Raw genomic sequence first — 21089 nt, forward strand, 5'->3', positions numbered from 1 at the left:
CCGGCCGCATCGATTGTATTGGCCACACCGGCCACACCGGCCACACCGGCCACACCGGCTACACCGGCTACACCGGCTACACCGGCCGCATCAGTCTCCGGCGGCGGCCGGCCCGCCCGCCGGCGTGCCGCGCTGCCTGCGCCGATCGACCCATACCCGCAGCCGGTCCATGTACAGATACACGACAGGCGTCGTATAGAGCGTCAGCATCTGCGACACGATCAGGCCGCCCGCGATCGCGATGCCGAGCGGCGCGCGCAGCTCGGCGCCGTCGCCGCTGCCGAACGCGAGCGGCAGCGCGCCGAGCAGCGCCGCCATCGTGGTCATCATGATCGGCCGGAAACGCAGCCGGCACGCCTCGTGGATCGCGTCGAGCGACGACCGGCCGCGCCGCGACGCGTCGATCGCGAAATCGACCATCATGATCGCGTTCTTCTTCACGATGCCGATCAGCAGGATCACGCCGATCAGCGCGATGATGCTGAACTCGGTCCTGAACAGCAGCAGGCCGAGCAGCGCGCCGACGCCGGCCGACGGCAGCGTCGACAGGATCGTGACCGGGTGGATGTAGCTCTCGTAGAGGATGCCGAGCACGATGTAGACGGCCGCGAGCGCCGCGAGGATCAGCAGCGGCTGGTCGCTCAGCGATTGCTGGAACGCCTGCGCGGTGCCCTGGAAGCTGCCGTGGATCGTCGGCGGCATGCCGATTTCCGCCATCGTCGCGTAGATCGCCCGCGTCGCGGTCGACAGCGACACGCCCGGCGGCAGGTTGAACGAGATCGTCGTCGCGACGAACAGGCCCTGGTGATTGACCGCGAGCGGCGTGGTGCTCGGCCCGAAGGTCGCGATCGTCGACAGCGGCACCATCGTCGATTTCGACGTCGACACGGCCGCGCCGGCCGACGCGCTCGACTTGCCGCTCGACGCGATCGAGTTGAGCGCCTGGTTGCGTGCCGAATCGGACGCGACCGACGCGGCGCTCTGCACGGTGGTTCCAGCCGTTCCCGCCCCCGCGGCGTAGGTGCCGGCCGGCGCATTGGTGGTCTGCGAGCCGTTCGCGCTCGCCCCCGTCGTGCTGATCCACACCTGGTCGAGCATTTCCGGGCTCTGCCAGTATTTCGGCGCGACCTCCATCACGACGTGGTACTGGTTCAGCGGGTTGTAGATCGTCGAGACCTGGCGCTGGCCGAACGCGTCGTACAGCGTGTTGTCGATCTGCGAAGGCTTGATGCCGAGTCGCGAGGCCGTCTCGCGGTCGATCGTCACCATCGCCTCGAGCCCGCCCTGCTGCTGGTCGGAGTTCACGTCGGTCAGCTCGGCGCGCTTTTGCAGCGCGTCGGTCAGGCGCGGCCCCCACTTGTACAGATCGGCGCTGGAGTCGCCGAGCAGCGTGAACTGGTACTGCGCATTGCTCTGGCGGCCGCCGACGCGGATGTCCTGCGCGGCCTGCAGGAACGTGCGCGCGCCGGCGACGTCGCCGAGCGGCCGGCGCAGCTGCTGGATCACCTGGTCGGCGGACAGCTTGCGCTCGGTGCGGTCCTTCAGCGTGACGAACATGAAGCCGGAGTTGGTCTGCGCGCCGCCGGTGAAGCCGGCGACGCTCTTCACGTTCGGGTTGGCCTGCACGATCCGCATCATTTCGCCGAACTTGAGCTTCATCGCCTGGAACGACGTGCTCTGGTCGGCCTGGATGCCGCCGATCATCAGCCCCGTGTCCTGCTGCGGGAAAAAGCCCTTCGGCACGACGACGTACAGATAGACGTTCAGCCCGATCGTCGCGAGCAGCACCAGCAGGATCGCGAACGGATGGCGCAGCGCCCACGACAGCGAGCGTTCGTAGCCGCGCTGCAGCCGCGCGAAGCCGCGCTCGAGCCAGCGCGCGAGCGGCCCCTGGTCGCCCGGGTTGTGCACGTCGGGCAGCAGGCGTGCGCACATCATCGGCGTGACGGTCAGCGACACCGCGAGCGACACCGCGATCGCGAGCGACAGCGTCAGCGCGAACTCGCGGAACAGGCGTCCGACGATGCCGCCCATCAGCAGGATCGGGATGAACACCGCGACGAGCGACAGGCTCATCGACAGCACCGTGAAGCCGACCTCGCGCGCGCCGTCGAACGCGGCCTGCAGCCGGGGCGTGCCGTTCTCGATGTGGCGCGCGATGTTTTCCAGCACGACGATCGCGTCGTCGACGACGAAGCCGGTCGCGACGATCAGCGCCATCAGCGACAGGTTGTCGATCGAGAAGCCGAGCAGGTACATCGCGCCGAACGTGCCGACGATCGAGATCGGCACCGCGACGCTCGGGATCAGCGTCGCGCGCCAGTTGCGCAGGAACAGGAACACGACCATCACGACGAGGCCGACCGCGATCAGCAGCGTGTGCTCGGTGTCCTTCAGCGACGCGCGGATCGTTGTCGAGCGGTCGAGCACCGGCGTCACCTCGATGTCCGCGGGCAGTGCGGCGGTGAGCTGCGGCAGCGCGGCGCGCACGCGGTCGATGGTCTCGATGATGTTCGCGCCGGGCGCGCGATACAGGATCACGAGCACCGCGCGCTCGCCGTTCGCGAGGCCGAGGTTGCGCAGGTCCTCGACGGAATCGACGACGTCCGACACATCCGACAGGCGCACCGCCGCGTGGTCGCGGTACGCGACCACGAGGTCGCGGTATTGCGACGCTTCCGACGCCTGGTCGTTCGTATAGAGCTGGAAGCGCTGCGGGCCGAACTCGATCGCGCCCTTCGGGCTGTTCGCGTTCGCCGACGCGAGCGCGGCGCGCACGTCCTCGAGCCCGATCCCGTAGTGGAACAGCGCATGCGGTTCCAGCTCGACGCGCACCGCCGGGTTTGCCGAGCCGCTGACCGCCACCTGGCCGATGCCGTCGATCTGCGACAGCGATTGCTGCAGCACCGTCGACGCCGCGTCGTACAGCTTCGCCGGCGGCGAGGTCTTCGACGTCAGCGACACGATCATGATCGGCGAATCCGCCGGGTTGACCTTGCGGTAGGTCGGGTTGCTCTTGAGGCTCGCGGGCAGGTCGGCGCGCGCGGCGTTGATCGCGGCCTGCACGTCGCGCGCGGCGCCGTCGATGTCGCGGCTCAGGCCGAACTGCAGCGTGATCCGCGCGTTGCCGACGGTGCTCGACGACGTCATCTCGCTCACGTCGGCGATTGAGCCGAGGTGCCGCTCGAGCGGGCTCGTCACGCTGGTCGCGACCGTCTCCGGGCTCGCGCCGGGCAGCGACGCCTGCACCGAGATCGTCGGGAAATCGACCTGCGGCAGCGGCGACACCGGCAGCAGGATGAACGCGAACAGGCCGGCGAGCGCGACGCCGAGCGCGAGCAGCGTCGTCGCGACGGGCCGGGTGATGAAGGGGCGCGACAGGTTCATTTACGCATCCGTGCGCGTGCCGGCGGCGGGGCCGTTGCGTTCGAACCACGCGCGCAGGCGGCGCGCGAGCGAGTCGAAGCCGAGATAGATCACCGGGGTCGTGAACAGCGTCAGCACCTGCGACACGATCAGGCCGCCCGCGATCGCGATGCCGAGCGGCTGGCGCAGCTCGGAGCCCGCGCCGGAACCGACGATCAGCGGCACCGCGCCGAGCAGCGCGGCGAGCGTCGTCATCAGGATCGGGCGGAAGCGCAGCAGGCACGCCTGGTAGATCGCCTCGCGCGGCGGCTTGCCTTCCACGCGCTCGGCCTCGAGCGCGAAGTCGATCATCATGATCGCGTTCTTCTTCACGATGCCGATCAGGAGCACGATGCCGATGATGCCGATGATGTCGAGGTCATGGCCGGTCAGCATCAGCGCGAGCAGCGCGCCGACGCCGGCCGACGGCAGCGTCGACAGGATCGTGACCGGGTGGATGTAGCTCTCGTACAGCACGCCGAGCACGATGTACATCGTGATGACCGCCGCGAGGATCAGGAACAGCTGGTTCGACAGCGACGCCTGGAACGCCAGCGCCGCGCCCTGGAAGCGGGTCTGGAACGACGCCGGCAGCCCGATGTCCTTCTCCGCCGCGTCGATCGCCTTCACCGCCTCGCCGAGCGACGCGCCCGGCGCGAGGTTGAACGACACCGTCGTCGACGGGAACTGCGACAGGTGCGACACCAGCAGCGGCGACGGCCGCTCGTGGAACGTCGCGATCGACGCGAGCGGCACCTGGCCGCCGCCGGCCGACGGCAGGTAGATGTCGTTCAGCGACCGCGTGTAGTGCTGCATCTGCGGCTCGGATTCGAGGATCACGCGGTACTGGTTCGACTGCGTGAAGATCGTCGACACGATGCGCTGGCCGAACGCGTCGTACAGCGCGTTGTCGACGGTCGCGGGCGTGATGCCGAAGCGCGCGGCGCTCGCGCGGTCGATTTCCACGTAGACCGACTGGCCGCCGTTCTGCAGGTCGGTCGCGACGTCGGCGAGCGACGGCTCCTGCTTCAGCCGCGACACGAGCTTCGGCACCCAGGTCGCGAACTCGTCGATGTTCGGGCTCGTCAGCATGAACTGGTACTGCGTCGGGCTGACCGTCGAGTCGATCGTCAGATCCTGCACCGGCTGCATGTAGAGCGAGATGCCCGGCACGTGCGATACGCGCTGCTGCAGGTCGCGGATGATCTCGGCCGCCGTTTCCTTGCGTTCGTCGCGCTGCTTCAGGTTGATCAGCATCCGGCCGCTGTTGAGCGTGATGTTGGTGCCGTCGACGCCGATGAACGACGTCAGGCTCTCGACGTTCGGGTCCTTCAGGATCTCGGCGGCGAGCTGCTGCTGGCGCTCGGCCATCGCGCCGTACGAGATCGACTGCGGCGCCTGCGTGATCCCCTGGATCGCGCCGGTGTCCTGCGCGGGGAAAAAGCCCTTCGGAATCGCGACGTACAGGACGCCCGTCAGCACGAGCGTCAGCACCGCGACCACCAGCGTCGAGCGGCGGCGGTTCAGCACCCATTCGAGCGCGACCGCGTAGCGGGCGATCATGCGGTCGATCGCATGGTGCACCTTCGTCTCAAAGCGGTGGTTCTCGACCGGCGGCGTGTGGCGCAGCAGCTTCGCGCACATCATCGGCACGAGCGTCAGCGACACGATCGCGGAAATCACGATCGTCACCGCGAGCGTGATCGCGAATTCGTGGAACAGCCGGCCGACCACGTCGCCCATGAAGAGCAGCGGGATCAGCACCGCGATCAGCGAGACCGTCAGCGAGATGATCGTGAAGCCGATCTGCTTCGAGCCCTTCAGCGCCGCTTCGAGCGGCGTGTCGCCTTCCTCGACGTAGCGCGCGATGTTCTCGATCATCACGATCGCGTCATCGACGACGAAGCCGGTCGCGATCGTCAGCGCCATCAGCGACAGGTTGTTCAGCGAGAAGCCGGCGAGGTACATCACCGCGAGCGTGCCGATCAGCGACAGCGGCACCGACAGGCTCGGGATGATCGTCGCGTAGACGTTCGCGAGGAACAGGTACATCACCAGCACGACCAGCGCGACTGCGACCATCAGCTCGAACTGCACGTCGCGCACCGCCGCGCGGATCATCGTCGTGCGGTCGGTGACGACGCGCACGTCGAGCGAGGCAGGCAGCGTTTCCTGCAGCTTCGGCAACAGCGCCTTGATGCTGTCGACGGTCTGGATCACGTTCGCGCCCGGCTGGCGCTGCACGTTGAGGATGATCGCCTGCTCCGAGTCGACCCACGCGCCGAGCTTGGTGTTCTCCGAGCCGTCGACGATCCTCGCGACGTCGGTGAGCATCACCGGCCGGCCGCTCTTGTACGCGACCACGGCGCTCTGGTACTGGTCGGCGCTCGTCAGCTGGTCGTTCGCGTTGATCGTGTAGGCGCGCGTCGGGCCGTCGAAGTTGCCCTTCGGCGTGTTGACGTTCAGGTTCGAGATCGTCGTGCGCAGGTCGTCGAGGTTCAGGCCGTACTGCGCGAGCGCGGTCGGGTTCGCCTGGATCCGCACGGCCGGGCGGTTGCCGCCCGACAGGCTGACGAGGCCGACGCCCGCGACCTGCGAGATCTTCATCGCGAGCCGCGTATCGGCGAGATCCTGCACCTGCGTGAGCGGCAGCGTCTTCGACGAGACGGCGAGCGTCAGCACCGGCGCGTCGGCCGGGTTGACCTTCGCGTAGATCGGCGGCGCGGGCAGGTCGGACGGCAGCAGGTTGCCGGCCGCGTTGATCGCGGCCTGCACTTCCTGCTCGGCGATGTCGAGCGGCAGGTCGAGGCTGAACTGCAGCGTGATCACCGACGCGCCCGCCGAGCTTTGCGACGACATCTGGTTCAGCGACGGCATCTGCCCGAACTGCCGTTCGAGCGGCGCCGTGACCGACGACGTCATCACCTCGGGGCTCGCGCCGGGGTAGAAGGTCTGCACCTGGATGGTCGGGTAGTCGACCTGGGGCAGCGCGGCGAGCGGCAGGAAGCGCAGCGCGACGAAGCCGGCGAGCATGATCGCGGCCATCAGGAGCGCGGTGCCGACCGGCCGGAGAATGAAGATGCGGGACGGATTCATCGGGCGGCCCGCGCGTCAGGGGGCGGGCGTCTGCGACGCGCCCGCGCGGTGCTGGCCATGCTGGCCGCCTTTCGTGCCCGACGCACCCGGTGCGCCTTTCGTGCCCGACGCACCCGGTGCGCCTTTCGCGCCCGATGCGCCGGCCGCGCGCTTCGGCTTGTCGGCCGGAATCGTGATCTTCGCGCCTTCGCGCAGGCGGTCCGAACCGTCCGTGACGACCCGCTCGCCGACGGCGAGGCCGTCGACGATGCTGGTGCGCTCGCCGTCGACCGGGCCGGTCTTGACCTTGCGCACCGTCACCGTGCTGTCCGGCTTGACGACGTAGACGAACTGCCCGATCGAGCCGTTCAGCACCGCGGCGGTCGGCACGATCGTCGCGTCGCGGATCGTGTCGACGAGCAGCCGCGCATTGACGAACTGATTCGGGAACAGCAGCCCGTCGCGGTTCGCGAAGGTCGCGCGCAGCTTGATCGTGCCGGTGGCCGTGTCGATCTGGTTGTCGAGCGTCTCGAGCGCGCCGGCTTCGAGCGGCACCGTGTTGTTGCGGTTGTAGGCCGTGACCGGCAGCTTCTGCCCGGCGTTGACCTGCTTGAGGATCGCCGGCAGGTTGTCCTCGGAGGTCGTGAAGATCACGCTGATCGGCTGCACCTGCGCGAGCACCACGATGCCGTTCGTGTCGGACGGCGTCACGTAGTTGCCCGCGTCGACCTGGCGCAGGCCCACGCGGCCCGACACCGGCGCGGTGATGCGCGCGTAGTCGAGGTTGAGCTTCGCCGACGCGATCGCCGCCGCGTCGGTCTTCACCGTGCCTTCGTACTGCTTGACGAGCGACGCCTGCGTATCGACCGTTTGCGATGCGATCGAATCCTGCGCGAGCAGCGCCTGATAGCGCTTCAGGTCGAGCCGCGCGGTCGCGAGAAGAGCGGAGTCGCGCGCGAGCGTGCCTTCGGCGTTCGCGAGCGTGTTCTGATACGGGCGCGGGTCGATCTGCGCGAGCACGTCGCCTTTCTTCACCAGTTGGCCTTCCTGGAACGCGACCGCTTGCAGGTAGCCGGAGAGCTGGGTCCGCACGGTGACGTTCGCGAGCGGCGTGACGGTGCCGAGCGCCGAGATCACGATCGGCATCTCGCCGCGGCTCGCGGTCGCGACCTGCACCGGCTGCGGCAGGTTGGCCATCGCGGCGGGGCCGCCGCGGCCGCCGCCCGCGCCGGACTTGCCGGCCGGTGTGCTGGCCGGCGACGCGTTCCACGGATGCCACCACAGCAGCCCGCCCGCCGCCGCGAGCGCGAGCACGCCGGCGAGCAGCTTGCGGCGCGGGCGTGGCGCGCCGGCGTAGGGAGGCGCAGGTTCCTGCGCGGGAGACGAGGGCTTGTGTTGATTGTCCATCGATTCGGTCTGGATGACGGCGCAGCGCGCCGCAAGGCGGGCTGCGCGTGTGCATGCGGCGTGCAGGCGGGCCGGCCCGGCCCCGGCTCACGCGGGAAAAGAGCGGCGCGCACCGCTCGAAGCGGCGCGATGATCGGCATGATCCTACGTCCCGGCCCCGTTACAGTCCAGCGATCCATCTTTCAACGGATTACGATCGTTACAGATCGCATGCGTGCGTCAGGTCAGGCGTCGCGCCGGCGGGCGGGCGAGCCGCCGATCTCGCGGGTGATCTTCGCGATGCAGTCGTGCAGCGCCGGCATCGCGTGCGCGGCGAGCCACTCCGGCGTGCACTGATGCGCCGAGCCGCCGCAATTGACCGAATAGCGCTGGCCCGACGGGCCGACGAAGCCCGCGGCGATCGCGTTCAGGCCTTCGCGCCATTCGCCGAGCGCGATCGAGTACCCGGTGCGCATCGCCTCGTCGAGCGCCGGATTCAGCCGCTCGACGATGTGCGGCCAGTCGTCGCCGGAGGCCGCCTGCAGCGCGCGGATCAGCTCGTTGCGCTCGTCGTCCTCGAGCGCGGCGAGATACGCGCGTCCCACCGCGGTGCGCGCGATGTCCATCCGCGAGCCGATTTCGAGGCGCGTGACGAGCACCGCCGAGCGCGGCCGGATCACGTCGATCGCCACCATGTCGAGCCGGTCGCGCACCGCGAGGTGCACCGACAGCGACGTGCGTTCGGCCAGCTCGATCAGGAACGGCCGCGTGCGGGCGCGGATGTCGAAGTTGCGCAGGAAGCCGTGGCTCAGCTCGAGCACCGACGCGGTGAGCACGAAGCGCTCGCTGTCCGGCAACTGAAACAGAAAGCCGGCGCTGACGAGCGTGGCGGTGATGCGCGACACGGTCGGCTTGGGAATGCCGGTGAGTTCGGCCAGCTCGCGGTTGCTGACCGGTGCGTCGGCGGCCGCGATACGGCGCAGCACCGAGAGGCCACGCGCAAGGGCAGTGATTTCGTCCGGCGACGATTCGCGTTCGCGGGACGGGGAGGCATTCACTTGTGTCGACACGGATAACTCTCTTTTCCGAAACTCGATTTCAATTTTGTTGGAATCGTAAGATGATTGCCGGAATATGCATACTATCAGACCAAACCATTCACGAGATGCGAATTTTCGGGCTCACCCTTGGTTTGTTAGGGAAATGCTGAGTTTTTCAGGGAGGTGAAACCGTGCGCTCCGTGCAATTTCCGCTTGACTTGTCCTTCGGAAACGGAAAAAATATCTCATGTTTTCGAAACATCGTTTCGGAGTTTAACCCGCAACGCTGTTTCGCGCAGTCTCTCAGGTTCTAGCACGGCCCTCGGAATGGCTAGAACTTTTTTAGCGCCACGGTCTCCGTGGCGCTTTTTTTTTGCGCGTGCGTTGGCGGGCGTGTCAGAGGAAAAAGCGCGGTGCCCCCGACGAGGTGTCGCGCAAGAGACGGCGCGAGGTCGCGAATGAAGCGAGATGAGGCGGGTTTGGGCCTTCGCGAGCGCGATGCTGCCGGTCCGGCCGTCAGGCAGCCGACGCTCGTGCCGCGGCGAGCGCAGCGGCGGCCGGTGTCGAGGTGTCGTTGTGGTTGTCGTCGCGGCAGCCGTCGTTTACCAGGACGGGCGGCGCGAGGCAGGAGAGGAGCAGGGGCGGCGCACCGGCGAGAATCTTCCGTGGCCGGCGACCCAAAGCATTCGACACTGTTCGCGTCGGAGGCGCGTTTCCGGGCGATGGAAGATTCGCCCTCGCGCCGCCGGCTGGCCGGTGAGGCGAAGGCAAATCGAAGACCTGGCGAAGATGCCGGGGCGCCGAAAGCAGATTCCTGCGACCCGGATCTGTGTCCGTATGGATTGAAGGGCGCCCCGTCCGTGCTCAGTCGCGGTCGGGCGTCGCCGAAATGCGGTGGATCGACAGGTCCGCGCCGTCGAATTCCGCTTCGCGGTCGAGCCGCAGGCCGACGGTCGCCTTCAGTGCGCCATAGACGGCCGTGCCGCCCGCGAGCGCGACCGCGATGCCGCCGAGCGTGCCGAGGAGCTGCGACATGAACGCGACCCCGCCGAGGCCGCCGAACGTAGGCTGGCCGAACACGCCGGCCGCGATGCCGCCGAGCGCGCCGCACATGCCGTGCAGCGGCCACACGCCGAGCACGTCGTCGATGCGCCACTTGTTCTGCACGCAGGTAAACATCGCGACGAACAGCGCGCCGGCGATCGCGCCGGTGACGAGCGCACCGATCGGGTGCATCACGTCGGAACCCGCGCAGACCGCGACGAGGCCGGCGAGCGGGCCGTTGTACGTGAAGCCCGGGTCGTTGCGGCCGGCGAGCCAGGCGGCGAGCGTGCCGCCGACCATCGCCATCAGCGAATTGACGGCGACGAGGCCGCTGACCTTGTCGAGCGTCTGCGCGCTCATCACATTGAAGCCGAACCAGCCGACCGCGAGCACCCATGCGCCCAGCGCGAGGAACGGGATGTTCGACGGCGGATGCGCGGCGATGCGGCCGTCGTTGCCGTAGCGGCCGTGGCGCGCGCCGAGCAGCATCACGGCCGGCAGCGCAACCCAGCCGCCGAACGCGTGCACGACGACCGAGCCCGCGAAGTCGTGGAACGGCGCGCCGAACGCGTGCGTGAGCCACGCCTGGACGCCGAACCGGTTGTTCCACGCGACACCTTCGACGAACGGGTAGATGAAGCCGACGATGATCAGCGTCGCGACGAGCTGCGGGTTGAATTTCGCGCGCTCGGCGATGCCGCCCGAGATGATGGCGGGAATCGCGGCGGCGAACGTCAGCAGGAAGAAGAAGCGCACCAGCGCATAGCCGCTGTGTTGCGACAACGTGCCGATGTCGTCGAAGAACTCGACGCCGTACGCGATCGTGTAGCCGATGAAGAAGTACGCGATGGTCGACACCGAGAAGTCGACCAGGATCTTCACGAGCGCATTGACCTGGTTCTTCTTGCGAACGGTGCCCAGCTCGAGAAACGCGAAGCCCGCGTGCATCGCGAGCACCATGACGGCGCCGATCAACAGGAACAGCGTATCCACGCCGGATTTCAGACCATCCATTCCGATGCTTCCTTGCTCAAAAAACGGGCATAGAATGCAAAATTCGAGCCAAGTCGGTGAATGCCTGCCTGGGTTTGGTGCGGGCCTTGTCGCCGCGAGGATTGCGCCGCGCGCCGCGCGCGGGCGGCGTGTAGGCGAAAGCGCGTTGTAAAGGTGTGCCGCACGTGCATGGTGCGGCGCGACCTGATCTGGTGCGCGTCGGCCGCAGCGTGGTGCGCGGCGATGTGCGCGGGTGCGCCGTCAGCGGCGCGTGAACGTCAGGCGGCGCCGCCGCAGCCGCAGCGCGCACACCGACCAGTACGTGGACACGGACGCGAGCCCGAGCGCCGCGAACGCGAGCGACGTAAATGCCGGATGCGCCGCTTCGGTGCCGTCGGACGTGAGGATGCCGCGCACCACGATGAGCGCAGCGGTCCAGAATCCGAGTGTCGCTTGCGCGAAGAGCCGCGCCGATGCGATGCGGCGTTCGTGCCCGACCAGCGCCGCGCGGCTGGTGTGCGGCGTGCGCAGGCTCAGATAGAGGACGATGGACAGTGTGCTCACCAGGACGATGAGCCAGTTGACGAGAAAACTCATGGGCTTCGTGTGGACGGCGACGTGAATCTTGGCCAGATCACTATAGAGCGACGGCCGGTACCGTGATATGAGACTGGTCTGAAAAATGGCGCGGGCAGGCAGCGCGAGCCTGTTCCTGGCACGAACCGGTGCGGGCCGCGACATGCGGAATCCGGGCCGCATCGGCGTATCATCGTCGTCGGTTCACTGGACAGCCGCACGCCCGTGCGGCACGAGAGAGCAAATGACGAACGTGATGAAGACACTGCGACGCGCGCCCGCGCTGGTTGCGGCCGCGTGTGCGGTTGCCCTGCTGGCCGGTTGCGAGAAATCCGCCGCGCCGGCCGCGCGGCCCGACACGGCCGCCAGCGCGGCCGCCGATGTCGCCCGGCAGGCGACACAAAAGCTCGACCAGGTGGCGGGTTTCGTCAATCAGCAGGTTGGCGCGGCGAAGTCCGGCATCGCATCGGCAGCATCGGCGGTGCCGCCGCTCACCGCGAGCGGCGTCACTGCCGCCGCGCACGCGCAACTGAACGCGGCGGCTTCCGCGGTGCTCGGTCAGGCCGCCTCCGAAGCCGGCGCGCATCTCGAGGCGGCGGGCCGCACGCTGCAGCAGTGGAGCCGCGGGCAGGGCGCGTCGGGCGCCGCCGCGGCCGCGGTTCCGGCGAGCAGTCGCTGACATGGCGCTTGCACGATCCGTTAAGTGTAATTATTATGGTTACACATTGTCGCCGGATGCCGGTTCGGGCCGGCGCCGCCGAGTGAGTCAGAAATGAATACCAGCAGCCGGTTCGCGTTTGCCGTTCACGTGCTCGCCTTGCTGTCGCTGCAGGAGGGCGTGCCGCTGTCGTCCGACATCATCGCCGGCAGCGTGAACACCAATCCGGCGCTGATCCGGCGGCTGCTGTCGATGCTGGCGGCTGCCGGGCTGACGACGTCGCAGCTCGGCGCGGGCGGCGGCGCGCTGCTGGCGCGGGAGTCGGGCGACGTCACGCTGCTCGACGTGTACCGGGCCGTCGACGACGCGCAGCTGTTCGCGCTGCACCGCGAGGCGCCGAATCCCGCCTGTCTGGTGGGGCGGCACATCCAGGGCGTGCTGACCGGCTATATCGCCGACGCGCAGCGCGCGATGGAAGCGTCGCTCGCGGCACGCACGCTCGCCGACGTGACGGCGGACGTGCTGAATTCCGAGCAGCTTCGCCGTAACGAGGCTGGCGCCGGCGGTTGAGCGCCGGCAAGCAGGGCAGGACGCCCGTCTGTCGCGCGAGCGCGGCAGACGGGACGGGGCGGTCGCCCCATTTTTTTTCGGTCAAATATGTAATTGATATAGTTACATATAATTCTCAGGAGAATCGACATGACGCAACGTACTTTGAACATCGCGCTGTTCGGCGCCACGGGCATGATCGGCTCGCGCATCGCCGCGGAAGCCGCGCGCCGCGGGCATCGCGTCACTGCGTTGTCGCGCCGGCCGGGCGCGAGCGGCGACGGCATCGCCGCGAAGGCCGCGGATCTGTTCGACGCGGCCAGCATCGCCGCCGTGCTGCCGGGGCACGACGTCGTTGCGAGCGCGTACGGCCCGAAAGAGGGAGACGCGGCGCAGGTCGTCGCGGCGGCGCGATCGCTCGTCGCGGGCGCGCGCCAGGCGGGCCTCAGGCGCGTCGTCGTGGTGGGCGGGGCAGGCTCGCTCGAAGTCGCGCCGGGCAAGCAGCTGGTCGACACCGAGGGCTTTCCGGCAGCGTACAAGACGATTGCGCTCGCGCATCGCGACGCGCTCGACTACCTGCGAACCGTCGACGACCTCGACTGGACGTTCTTTGCGCCGGCCGCGCTGATCGCGCCGGGCGAGCGCACCGGCGCGTTCCGCACCGGCACCGGCACGCTGATCGCCGACGCGAACGGCGACAGCCGGATCTCGGCGGAAGACTACGCAGTCGCGTTCGTCGACGCGCTGGAGCAGAACCGCTTCGTGCGCGAGCTCGCGACCGTCGCGTATTGAGCGGCGCGGTCGGCGGCGGCCCGCCGCCACCGCCGGCACGGCCCGCTCCGGCGGCCCGCCTGTGACTTGCGGCTAAACTAGAGGGTTCGTGTTTCCCCGGACAGGACCGCATGTTCCTTTCGCTTGTCTTGCATATTCTGGGCCGGGCCTTGACGGCTCGCCGTCCCGCCAGGTGGTGCGGCCTTGCCGTGGCGTGGCGGCAGATCCGGCCCCATCTGGCGCCGTGCGCCGCAGCATTCGCCCTCGCGCTCGCGCAACCGGCGCTCGCGGCGCCCGCGCCCGGGCTCGCCACCTTCCAGAAGCTGATCGCGCCCGCTGCCGACGGCGCGGCATCGGCCGCTTCGGGCGTCGCCGCGTCCGGCGCCGCGCCGGCCTCGGCGCCGTCGCCGGCGAGCGCCGCCGAAATCGCGCAATCGTTCAACACGGTCATCCGCATCCTCGACAACGACCGGCAGCGCAACGCGCTCGTCTCGCAACTCAAGGCGCTGCGCGACGTCGCGCAGACCGCGCAGGCGGCGTCCGCCGCATCGGCCGCGTCGGCCGCAGCGAACGCCGGCCTGTGGGGCGCGATCGCGTCCGGCATGGCGTCCGTCGAGGCGAACATGCGGCAGGCCGATTCGCCGCTGCGCTATTGGGCCGGCCGCTTCAACGCGGCGGGCAACGAGCTGTATACGCTGGCGAGCGGGCACGGGCCGGAGTCGCCCGGCGCGATCCTGCTCGATTGCGTCGCGCTGCTGGCCGGCTGGGGGCTGTGCGCGGCCGTGCTGATCGGATTGCAGCGCCGGCTCGCCGCGCGCGCGGGCGCCGTCATCCGGTTGAATCCGAATCCCGGCGCGCGCGAGATGCTGATGTTCGCGCTGCGCCGCGTCGGCCCGTGGATCGCCGCGTTCGCGGTCGTGCTGTTCGTCTCCCGCAACCTGCCCGAATCGCTCGGGCGGACTGTCGCGCTCGTGATCGCGTATGCGATCGTGTCGGGCTCCGTGTTCGCCGCGCTGTGCCTGATCATGTTCGCGCTGTTCAGCGCCGGGCACCGGCGCACGGCGGGGCGCGTGCTGATCGAGCGCGCGTGGCCGCTGCTGCGCGTGATCGGCGCGTTCGGCGCGCTCGGCGATGCCGCCCTCAACTACGACGTCGCGAATCAGCTCGGCGCCAACCTCGCCGGCCTGATCGCGACCGTCGCCAACATGGTGGCCGCCGCGCTCTGCGCGTACTTCGCGCTCGCGTTCCGGCGGCCCGTCGCGCACCTGATCCGCAACCGCAGCTACGCGCAGCGCACCGGCCACCGGGCGGCGACCGAGATGGCCGATTTCGCCGCGGCGTTCTGGCCGGTGCCGGTGCTGCTGCTCGCACTCGCGGCGTTGTCCGGCACCCTCGCGGGCAGCCGCTCGTCGTCGAATCTGCTGCAGACCTCGGTCGTTACCGCGCTGCTTCTCGTGCTGGCGTTCTTTCTTTCCGCGGTCGTGCTGCGCGTCACGCGCCCGAATCCGGCGCACCAGCGCGTACGGCGCAACCGCTCGGCCTACGTGACGCGCCTCGTGCGCTTCGCCGGTTCGCTCGCGACGCTGTTCATCTGGCTCGGCTACGTCGAGCTGACTTCGCGCCTGTGGGGCATCTCGATTGCGCGCATCGTCGAGCACAGCGTGGCGGCGCGCGGCATCGCGCAAGCGGCAGTCGCGATCGTGATCACGCTGTTCGTGTCGTGGCTCGCGTGGATCATCGCCGACACCGCGATCCTCGAGGCGCTCAATTCGGCGACCACGCGCGGCAGGGGCCGCAATCCGGGCGTGCGGGCCCGCACGATGCTGCCGCTCGTCCGCAATGTGGTGTTCGTCACGATCATCACCGCCGCTGCGATCGTCACGGCGGCGAACCTCGGCATCAACGTGACGCCGCTGCTCGCCGGCGCGGGCGTGATCGGCCTCGCGGTCGGCTTCGGCGCGCAGTCGCTCGTCACCGACCTGATCACCGGGCTTTTCATCATCATCGAGGACACGATCTCGGTCGGCGACTGGATCGACATCGACGGCGGGCATGCCGGCACCGTCGAGCACCTGACGATCCGCACCGTCAGGCTGCGCGACGGGCAGGGTGCACTGCACTCGATTCCGTTCTCGCAGATCAAGATCGTCAAGAACCTGTCGCGCGACTTCGGCTGCGCGGTGTTCGAGGTGCGCGCGCCGTTGTCCGTGGACGTCGACGAGGTCACGCAGATCATTCGCGATGCCGGGGCCGACATGTGGGACGATGCCGCGGCGCGGCGCCTGATGCTCGGCGGTGTAGAAGTGTGGGGGCTCGACCGCTTCGAGCCGAACTGGCTGATCGTCAAGGGCCAGATCCGCACGCAGCCGCTGCAGCAGTCCGCCGTGATGCGCGCGTTCAACGCGCGCGTGAAGGCGCGGATGGAGGCGGCGGGCATCGAGATTCCCGTGCCGCAAATGCAGGTCGTGCCGCCGGCGCGAGAGGTGCCGGTCGAGGCGGCCGTCGACGCGCACGATCGCGTGCGCGACGGCACGCGCGACAGCAGTGCGGCCTGACTCGGTCGCGCCCGCAGCGCATGGCTTGCTGCGCGGCGATGCGGTGGTGTGGTGATGCCGTGATGCCGTGATGCGTGGATTGCGGCGGCGCGTGCGGCCTGCCGCTGGCACCGGGCGGCGAGGCGCTATGTGCGAACGGACGTGGCGACCGTTACCAGATCGTTGACGTGCGTCGCGATCCGCTCGCCCGGCACGCCATACACGTGCAGCGAGACTGCCGGCGCACTGCCGTCGCCGCCGTGCCCGAGCCGGTGGATGCCGTGCGCGCCCGGTCGCACGAACGACACCGCGCCGGTCTCGCGCGGATGCCGGCGTGCCTCGGTCGCATGCCCGGCGGCCGCATCCCAGTCATACAGCGTTTCGACGAGGGTGCCGTCGAGTACCGTATAGCCGCACCACGTCCGGTGGCCGTGCACGGGACTCCACTGGCCGGGACGCCAGACCAGCGACACGATCGCGTAGCGCCCGAGCGGATCGGCCGCGAGCAGGTGCCGGCAGTAGCGCTGCGGATCGCACGCGCGTTCCGCGTCCGTCAGCCACGCGTCGGCCGCGCCTGCGTCGGCGAGGGCCGCGCGCACGCGGCGCGCGAATTCGGCATGCTGAGACGGATCGGGCCACGCCGCGACGACATCGAATGCATCGTCGATCTGACGGCACAGGCGCGCGAGCGCCGGCCGTTCGGCCGGCACCGTCGCCGCGGCGCCGGCGGGCGCGTGGCGCGTCAACCCCGGCGCGGTGCGCGATGCGGGAGCGGCGTATGCGGAAAGCGGGGCTGACGATGGCATGGCGTTCTCTTTGTCGTTGTCGTCGGGGCGGAGCGCATGCACGGCAGGTGCGGGCCCGATGCGTATTTATACCTGTCGACACAGAGAAACGGATTCCATATTGTTCCTCGATATCGTGTATTAATAGAACAAATTTCTATCCGACGGAGGCCGGGGAAATGGATGCCATCGATCGCAAGCTGCTCGAGTTGCTGCAGGCGGATGCCACGCTGCCCGTCGCGGAGCTGGCGCAACGCGTGAACCTGTCGCAGACGCCATGCTGGAAGCGGGTGCAGCGTATGAAGGAAACGGGCGTCATCCGCGCACAGGTGGCGCTGTGCGATCCGGGCAAGCTGGGTGTCGGCACGACGGTGTTCGTTGCCGTGCGCACCAATCAGCATACCGAAGAGTGGGCGCAGCGATTCACGCAGGCAGTGCGCGACATGCCGGAGGTCGTCGAGGTCTACCGGATGAGTGGCGAGACCGATTACCTGTTGCGCGTCGTCGTGGCCGGCATCGACGATTACGATCGCGTCTACAAGCAATTGATCCGCGCGGTGCCGCTATTCGACGTCAGCTCGTCGTTCGCGATGGAGCAGATCAAGTATTCGACCGCGCTGCCGGTGCGCGACCCGGCCGAACCGGCCTGAACCGGGCTGCCTGCGCGCGCCGGCCCCGCACCGGGCCGCCGCACGCGGGCGGGGGCGACGATCTACCCCCCGCGCGCAAGCGCGCGTTCGCGCTGCTCGGCCAGCGTGTCGCAACGCACGAATTCCGCGACGGACGCGCTTGCCGGATGGTGATGGAGCGCATGCGGCGTGTCCCATTGGGCGAGCCGGCCGTGCTGCATCACGCCGATGCGGTCGGCGATCGCGAACGCTTCCGCCTGGTTATGCGTGACGAGGATCGCCGTATGACCGGTGCGCTTCAGGATGTCGCGTACTTCGAACGCGAGCCGCTCGCGGGTGTCGACGTCCAGATTCGAGAACGGCTCGTCGAGCAGCAGCAGTTCCGGCGATGGCGCGAGCGCACGGGCGAGCGCGACGCGCTGCTGCTGGCCGCCGGACAGTTCGTGCGGAAATGCGCCGGCCGCATCGGCCAGCCCGACGAGCGCGAGCATGTCCGCCACGCGTGCGCGCCGCTCGCCCTTCGACGCGCGGCGCAGCCCGAAGCCGACGTTGTCCGCGACGGACAGATGCGGAAACAGCGCGTAGTCCTGAAACATCATGCCGACGCGCCGCCGTTCCGGCGGCACGTCGACGGCGGGCGACGCGATCGTCGCGCCGTCGAGCCGGATGGCGCCCGCGCGCACCGGCTCGAAGCCCGCGATCGCGCGCAGCGCGGTCGTCTTGCCGCAACCGGACGCGCCGAGCAGGCAGCCGATGTCGCCGCGCGCGAGCGCGAGGCTCAGCCCGTCGACCACCGCGCGGCGGCCGTGCGGGGTATCGTAGGCGAGGGTAATGGCGTCGAGTTCGAGCAGGTTCACGTTGTCAATGTCCGATCTTGTGCGAGGTGCGCGCGAGCAGGATCACGGGCACGAGCCCGGCGAGCACGATCGCGAGCGCGGCGACCGCGCCTTCCTCGTAGGTGCCGCGCGCCGCTTCCGCGTACAGCCAGGTCGCAAGCGTGTCGAAGTTGAGCGGGCGCAGCAGCAGCGTCGCGGGCAGTTCCTTCATGGCGTCGACGAACACGAGCAGCGCGCTCGTCGTCAGCGCGGGCCGCAGCAGCGGCAGATGCACGCGCCGCAACGTGCCGCCCGCCGTCTCGCCGAGCGAGCGGGCCGCCTGTTCGAGCGACGGCGGAATGCGCGCGAGACCGGCTTCGACGCTGCCCGTCGAGATCGCCAGGAAGCGCACCGTGTACGCGAGCACCAGTGCGGCGGCCGAGCCCATCAGGATCAGGCCGTCGCGTCCGAGCGCGGCGCCGGCCAGCCGGTCGGCGGCGGACAGCGGCATCAGCAGGCCGATCGCGAGCACGGTGCCCGGCACCGCATAGCCGAGGCTGGCGATTTGCGCGCAGACGCGGCCCGGCCGTGCGCCCGCGCTGTCGCGCTGCGCGCGCGCGGCCCACGCGACGATCAGCCCGCCGGCGAGCGTCGCCGCGGTGGCCGCGGCGGCGACCGTCAGCGTGTTGACGAGTCCCGTCAGCAACTGCGCGGACACGCCGCCGAAGAGATGCAGCCGCTTGCCCGTTTCCACCGCGAGGTACGCGGCCGGCGCGCCGAAGCCGAGCAGCACCGGCAGCCAGCCGAGCGCCGCGGCGCTCCAGGCGCCCGCGCCCGTCAGGCGGCGCGGCGCGATCGGCCGCATCCGCCGTCCGTGCGCGTAGCGCTGGCGGCGGCGCCCGACGCGTTCGAGCAGGATCATGCCGGCCACGATCGAGAGCATCGCGAGCGCGATCTGCGCGGCGCCGGCGAGATCGGAGCGCGTGATCCAGGTCGTGTAGACGGCCACCGTGAGGGTCTGCACGCCGAGAAACTCGGACGCGCCGATGTCGTTCAGCGTTTCGAGCAGCGCGAGGCTCACGCCGACCGCGATCGCCGGGCGCGCGAGCGGCACGACGACGCGCCAGAACGTCGCGAAGCGGCCCGCGCCGAGCGTGCGCGCCGCTTCGAGCAGGCTCGCGGACTGTGTGACGAACATCGCGCGCGTGCTCAGGTACACATAGGGATACAGCACGAAGCCGAGCACGAAGATCGCGCCGGGCAGCGACCGCAGATCGGGCAGGCGGAACTGGCGCGGGCTGTCGAAGCCGAGCAGCCCGCGGATCGCGCCCTGCACCGGGCCGATCGGGTGCAGCAGGTCGAGATAGGCGAACGCGACGATGTAGGTGGGCACCGCGAGCGGCAGCAGCAGCGCCCACGCGAGCACGCGCCGGCCCGGGAAATCGTATGCGGTCACGAGCCACGCGGCGCCGGTGCCGACGATCGCGACGATCGCGCCGACGCCCGCGAGCAGCAGCAGCGTATTGGCGAGCGCCTGCGGCAGCACGAACGCGGCGAGGTGGCGCCAGTGCGCGAAATCCGACTGCAGCGCGGCGCCGACGAGCGCGGCGAGCGGAGCGTCAGTTGTCAAAGCCGACCTTGTCGACCAGCCGGCTTGCCTGCTTGCGGTGCTTCGCGATCTCGGCGAGCGGGAGCGGATCGACCGTCAGCGGCCCGAATCCCGCGATGACCGGGTCGAGCTTCACGTTCGCGCGCACCGGGTATTCATAGTTCGCCTGCGCGTACAGCGTCTGCGCGTCCGGCGACACCAGGTATTCGAGCAACCTGACCGCGTTGGCCCTGTGCGGCGCGTGCCTCGCGACCGCCGCGCCGCTGACGTTGACGTGCGTGCCGCCGCTTTTCGCGTTCGCGAAGGTCGGGCGCACGACCTTGATCGCGTCGCCCCACTTGCGTGCGTCGGTGCCGGGCTCGGCATGCTTCATGTGGCCGACGTAGTACGCGTTCGCGAGGCCGATGTCGCAGATGCCGCCGAGGATGTCGCGCGCGACGTCGCGATCGCCGCCGGTCGCCTTGCGCGCGAGGTTCGCCTTCACGCCGCGCAGCCATTGCTCGGTCGCGGCCTCGCCGTCGTGCGCGATCATCGCGGCGACGAGCGCGGTGTTGTACGGATGCTGGCCTGAACGGATGCACACCTTGCCCTTCCACTTCGGATCGGCCAGGTCTTCGTAGCGGAACGCGTCGACCTTCAGGTCCTTCTCGACGTACAGCACGCGGTCGCGCAGCGACAGCGCGTACCAGTCGCCCTGCGCGCCGCGCAGGTTGGCGGGAATCGCGTCGTCGAGCGCCTTCGAGCGCACCGGCTGCGTGAGCCCGCCGTCGACGAGATCGAGCAGGTTGCCGATGTCGACTGTCATCAGCACGTCGGCCGGCGACTGCGCGCCTTCCGCCTTCACGCGCTCGAGCAGCCCGTCCTTCACGAACACGGTGTTGACCTTCACGCCGCTTTGTTTCGTGAACGCGTCGATCAGCGGCTGGATCAGCTTCGGCTCGCGAGTTGTGTACAGGCTGACTTCGTCGGCAGCCTGCGCGAGCGGCGCGGCGCCGAGCGCGGTGGCGGCGAGGGCGAGGGTGCGGACGAGCGGAAGCAGGCGAATGCGCGAGTGCGACATGAAGGCTCCGGTTGGACAGGGAGGTGACGGGGATGTTCCGGGCCGCGCTTGCCGCGCGAAACGCCGGAGACATTACGAAATGAAAGAATCTGGATTCTAATTCGAAATGGGAATGATTATCAAATGAAAGGTTGGCGGGGGCGTGGGAAAGGGGCGTGGC

At 69.2% G+C, this 21089-nt stretch carries 15 protein-coding genes; 5 read left to right on the forward strand and 10 right to left on the reverse strand.

All coding sequences use genetic code 11. From position 1 onward, the window contains the following. Window positions 1-90: 90 nt before the first annotated feature. The 6 genes from LIG30_RS23285 to LIG30_RS23310 form a co-directional block, all read right to left on the reverse strand. Complete coding sequence (locus LIG30_RS23285) at window positions 91-3387, reverse strand: efflux RND transporter permease subunit (RefSeq protein ID WP_038715914.1); 3297 nt, start codon at window positions 3385-3387, stop codon at window positions 91-93. Further along, window positions 3388-6501: an MdtB/MuxB family multidrug efflux RND transporter permease subunit gene (locus LIG30_RS23290; RefSeq protein WP_038715916.1), complete on the reverse strand. Its 3114-nt coding sequence runs from the start codon at window positions 6499-6501 to the stop codon at window positions 3388-3390. Between the two features lie 15 nt (window positions 6502-6516). Further along, the gene (locus LIG30_RS23295; protein ID WP_038715919.1) at window positions 6517-7887 is read right to left on the reverse strand and encodes an MdtA/MuxA family multidrug efflux RND transporter periplasmic adaptor subunit; all 1371 of its coding nucleotides are present in this window, start codon (window positions 7885-7887) and stop codon (window positions 6517-6519) included. A 224-nt stretch (window positions 7888-8111) separates the two neighbouring features. Next, window positions 8112-8936 (reverse strand): IclR family transcriptional regulator, encoded by an 825-nt coding sequence (locus tag LIG30_RS23300; RefSeq protein ID WP_038715921.1) that lies wholly within the window; start codon window positions 8934-8936, stop codon window positions 8112-8114. Window positions 8937-9770: 834 nt separating this feature from the next. Continuing rightward, the gene (locus LIG30_RS23305) at window positions 9771-10964 is read right to left on the reverse strand and encodes an ammonium transporter (RefSeq protein WP_038715922.1); all 1194 of its coding nucleotides are present in this window, start codon (window positions 10962-10964) and stop codon (window positions 9771-9773) included. Between the two features lie 240 nt (window positions 10965-11204). Next, a complete protein-coding gene (locus tag LIG30_RS23310) occupies window positions 11205-11684 on the reverse strand; it encodes a hypothetical protein (protein ID WP_235510379.1) in 480 nt (159 codons plus the stop codon). 79 nt (window positions 11685-11763) lie between these two features. Between LIG30_RS23310 and LIG30_RS23315 the strand changes: the two genes are divergently transcribed. From LIG30_RS23315 to LIG30_RS23330, 4 genes are all read left to right on the forward strand, one after another. Next, window positions 11764-12198, forward strand: a complete 435-nt coding sequence (locus LIG30_RS23315) for a hypothetical protein (RefSeq protein ID WP_038715937.1) — start codon at window positions 11764-11766, stop codon at window positions 12196-12198. Between the two features lie 93 nt (window positions 12199-12291). Next, window positions 12292-12747 carry an Rrf2 family transcriptional regulator gene (locus tag LIG30_RS23320; RefSeq protein WP_038715926.1) on the forward strand — a complete coding sequence of 152 codons (456 nt, stop codon included), beginning with the start codon at window positions 12292-12294 and terminating at the stop codon, window positions 12745-12747. 129 nt (window positions 12748-12876) lie between these two features. Beyond that, a complete protein-coding gene (locus LIG30_RS23325) occupies window positions 12877-13518 on the forward strand; it encodes an NAD(P)-dependent oxidoreductase (RefSeq protein WP_038715927.1) in 642 nt (213 codons plus the stop codon). 215 nt (window positions 13519-13733) lie between these two features. Further along, complete coding sequence (locus LIG30_RS23330) at window positions 13734-16052, forward strand: mechanosensitive ion channel family protein (protein ID WP_442856881.1); 2319 nt, start codon at window positions 13734-13736, stop codon at window positions 16050-16052. Window positions 16053-16177: 125 nt separating this feature from the next. On the opposite strand, the gene LIG30_RS23335 is transcribed toward LIG30_RS23330, so the two are convergent. Next, window positions 16178-16837 carry a cysteine dioxygenase family protein gene (locus tag LIG30_RS23335; RefSeq protein WP_152986213.1) on the reverse strand — a complete coding sequence of 220 codons (660 nt, stop codon included), beginning with the start codon at window positions 16835-16837 and terminating at the stop codon, window positions 16178-16180. 158 nt (window positions 16838-16995) lie between these two features. On the opposite strand from LIG30_RS23335, the gene LIG30_RS23340 reads away from it, so the two are divergent. Further along, window positions 16996-17466, forward strand: coding sequence for an Lrp/AsnC family transcriptional regulator (locus LIG30_RS23340; protein WP_038715928.1), 471 nt, complete (start codon window positions 16996-16998; stop codon window positions 17464-17466). 62 nt (window positions 17467-17528) lie between these two features. Here the strand turns inward: LIG30_RS23340 and LIG30_RS23345 are convergent, their stop codons facing one another. Genes LIG30_RS23345 through LIG30_RS23355 form a run of 3 tightly spaced genes read right to left on the reverse strand, consistent with a single transcriptional unit; the run spans window position 17529 to window position 20929 of the window. Then, a complete protein-coding gene (locus tag LIG30_RS23345) occupies window positions 17529-18302 on the reverse strand; it encodes an ABC transporter ATP-binding protein (RefSeq protein WP_038715929.1) in 774 nt (257 codons plus the stop codon). 4 nt (window positions 18303-18306) lie between these two features. Then, window positions 18307-19959, reverse strand: coding sequence for an ABC transporter permease (locus tag LIG30_RS23350; protein ID WP_038715931.1), 1653 nt, complete (start codon window positions 19957-19959; stop codon window positions 18307-18309). Next, a complete protein-coding gene (locus LIG30_RS23355; RefSeq protein WP_038715933.1) occupies window positions 19880-20929 on the reverse strand; it encodes a Fe(3+) ABC transporter substrate-binding protein in 1050 nt (349 codons plus the stop codon). Before LIG30_RS23355 ends, LIG30_RS23350 begins: the two co-directional genes overlap by 80 nt. Window positions 20930-21089 lie beyond the last annotated feature (160 nt).

The sequence above is a fragment of the Burkholderia sp. lig30 genome (assembly GCF_000687455.2).
Lineage (GTDB): Bacteria > Pseudomonadota > Gammaproteobacteria > Burkholderiales > Burkholderiaceae > Burkholderia.

Coding starts and splice junctions, on each gene's coding strand:
- LIG30_RS23335 (WP_152986213.1), bottom strand. CDS start 16,837: ATGCCATCGTCAGCCCCGCTTTCCGCATACGCCGCTCCCGCATCGCGC.
- LIG30_RS23290 (WP_038715916.1), bottom strand. CDS start 6,501: ATGAATCCGTCCCGCATCTTCATTCTCCGGCCGGTCGGCACCGCGCTC.
- LIG30_RS23285 (WP_038715914.1), bottom strand. CDS start 3,387: ATGAACCTGTCGCGCCCCTTCATCACCCGGCCCGTCGCGACGACGCTG.
- LIG30_RS23295 (WP_038715919.1), bottom strand. CDS start 7,887: ATGGACAATCAACACAAGCCCTCGTCTCCCGCGCAGGAACCTGCGCCT.
- LIG30_RS23340 (WP_038715928.1), top strand. CDS start 16,996: ATGGATGCCATCGATCGCAAGCTGCTCGAGTTGCTGCAGGCGGATGCC.
- LIG30_RS23325 (WP_038715927.1), top strand. CDS start 12,877: ATGACGCAACGTACTTTGAACATCGCGCTGTTCGGCGCCACGGGCATG.
- LIG30_RS23355 (WP_038715933.1), bottom strand. CDS start 20,929: ATGTCGCACTCGCGCATTCGCCTGCTTCCGCTCGTCCGCACCCTCGCC.
- LIG30_RS23320 (WP_038715926.1), top strand. CDS start 12,292: ATGAATACCAGCAGCCGGTTCGCGTTTGCCGTTCACGTGCTCGCCTTG.
- LIG30_RS23310 (WP_235510379.1), bottom strand. CDS start 11,684: ATGTCGCGGCCCGCACCGGTTCGTGCCAGGAACAGGCTCGCGCTGCCT.
- LIG30_RS23305 (WP_038715922.1), bottom strand. CDS start 10,964: ATGGATGGTCTGAAATCCGGCGTGGATACGCTGTTCCTGTTGATCGGC.
- LIG30_RS23315 (WP_038715937.1), top strand. CDS start 11,764: ATGACGAACGTGATGAAGACACTGCGACGCGCGCCCGCGCTGGTTGCG.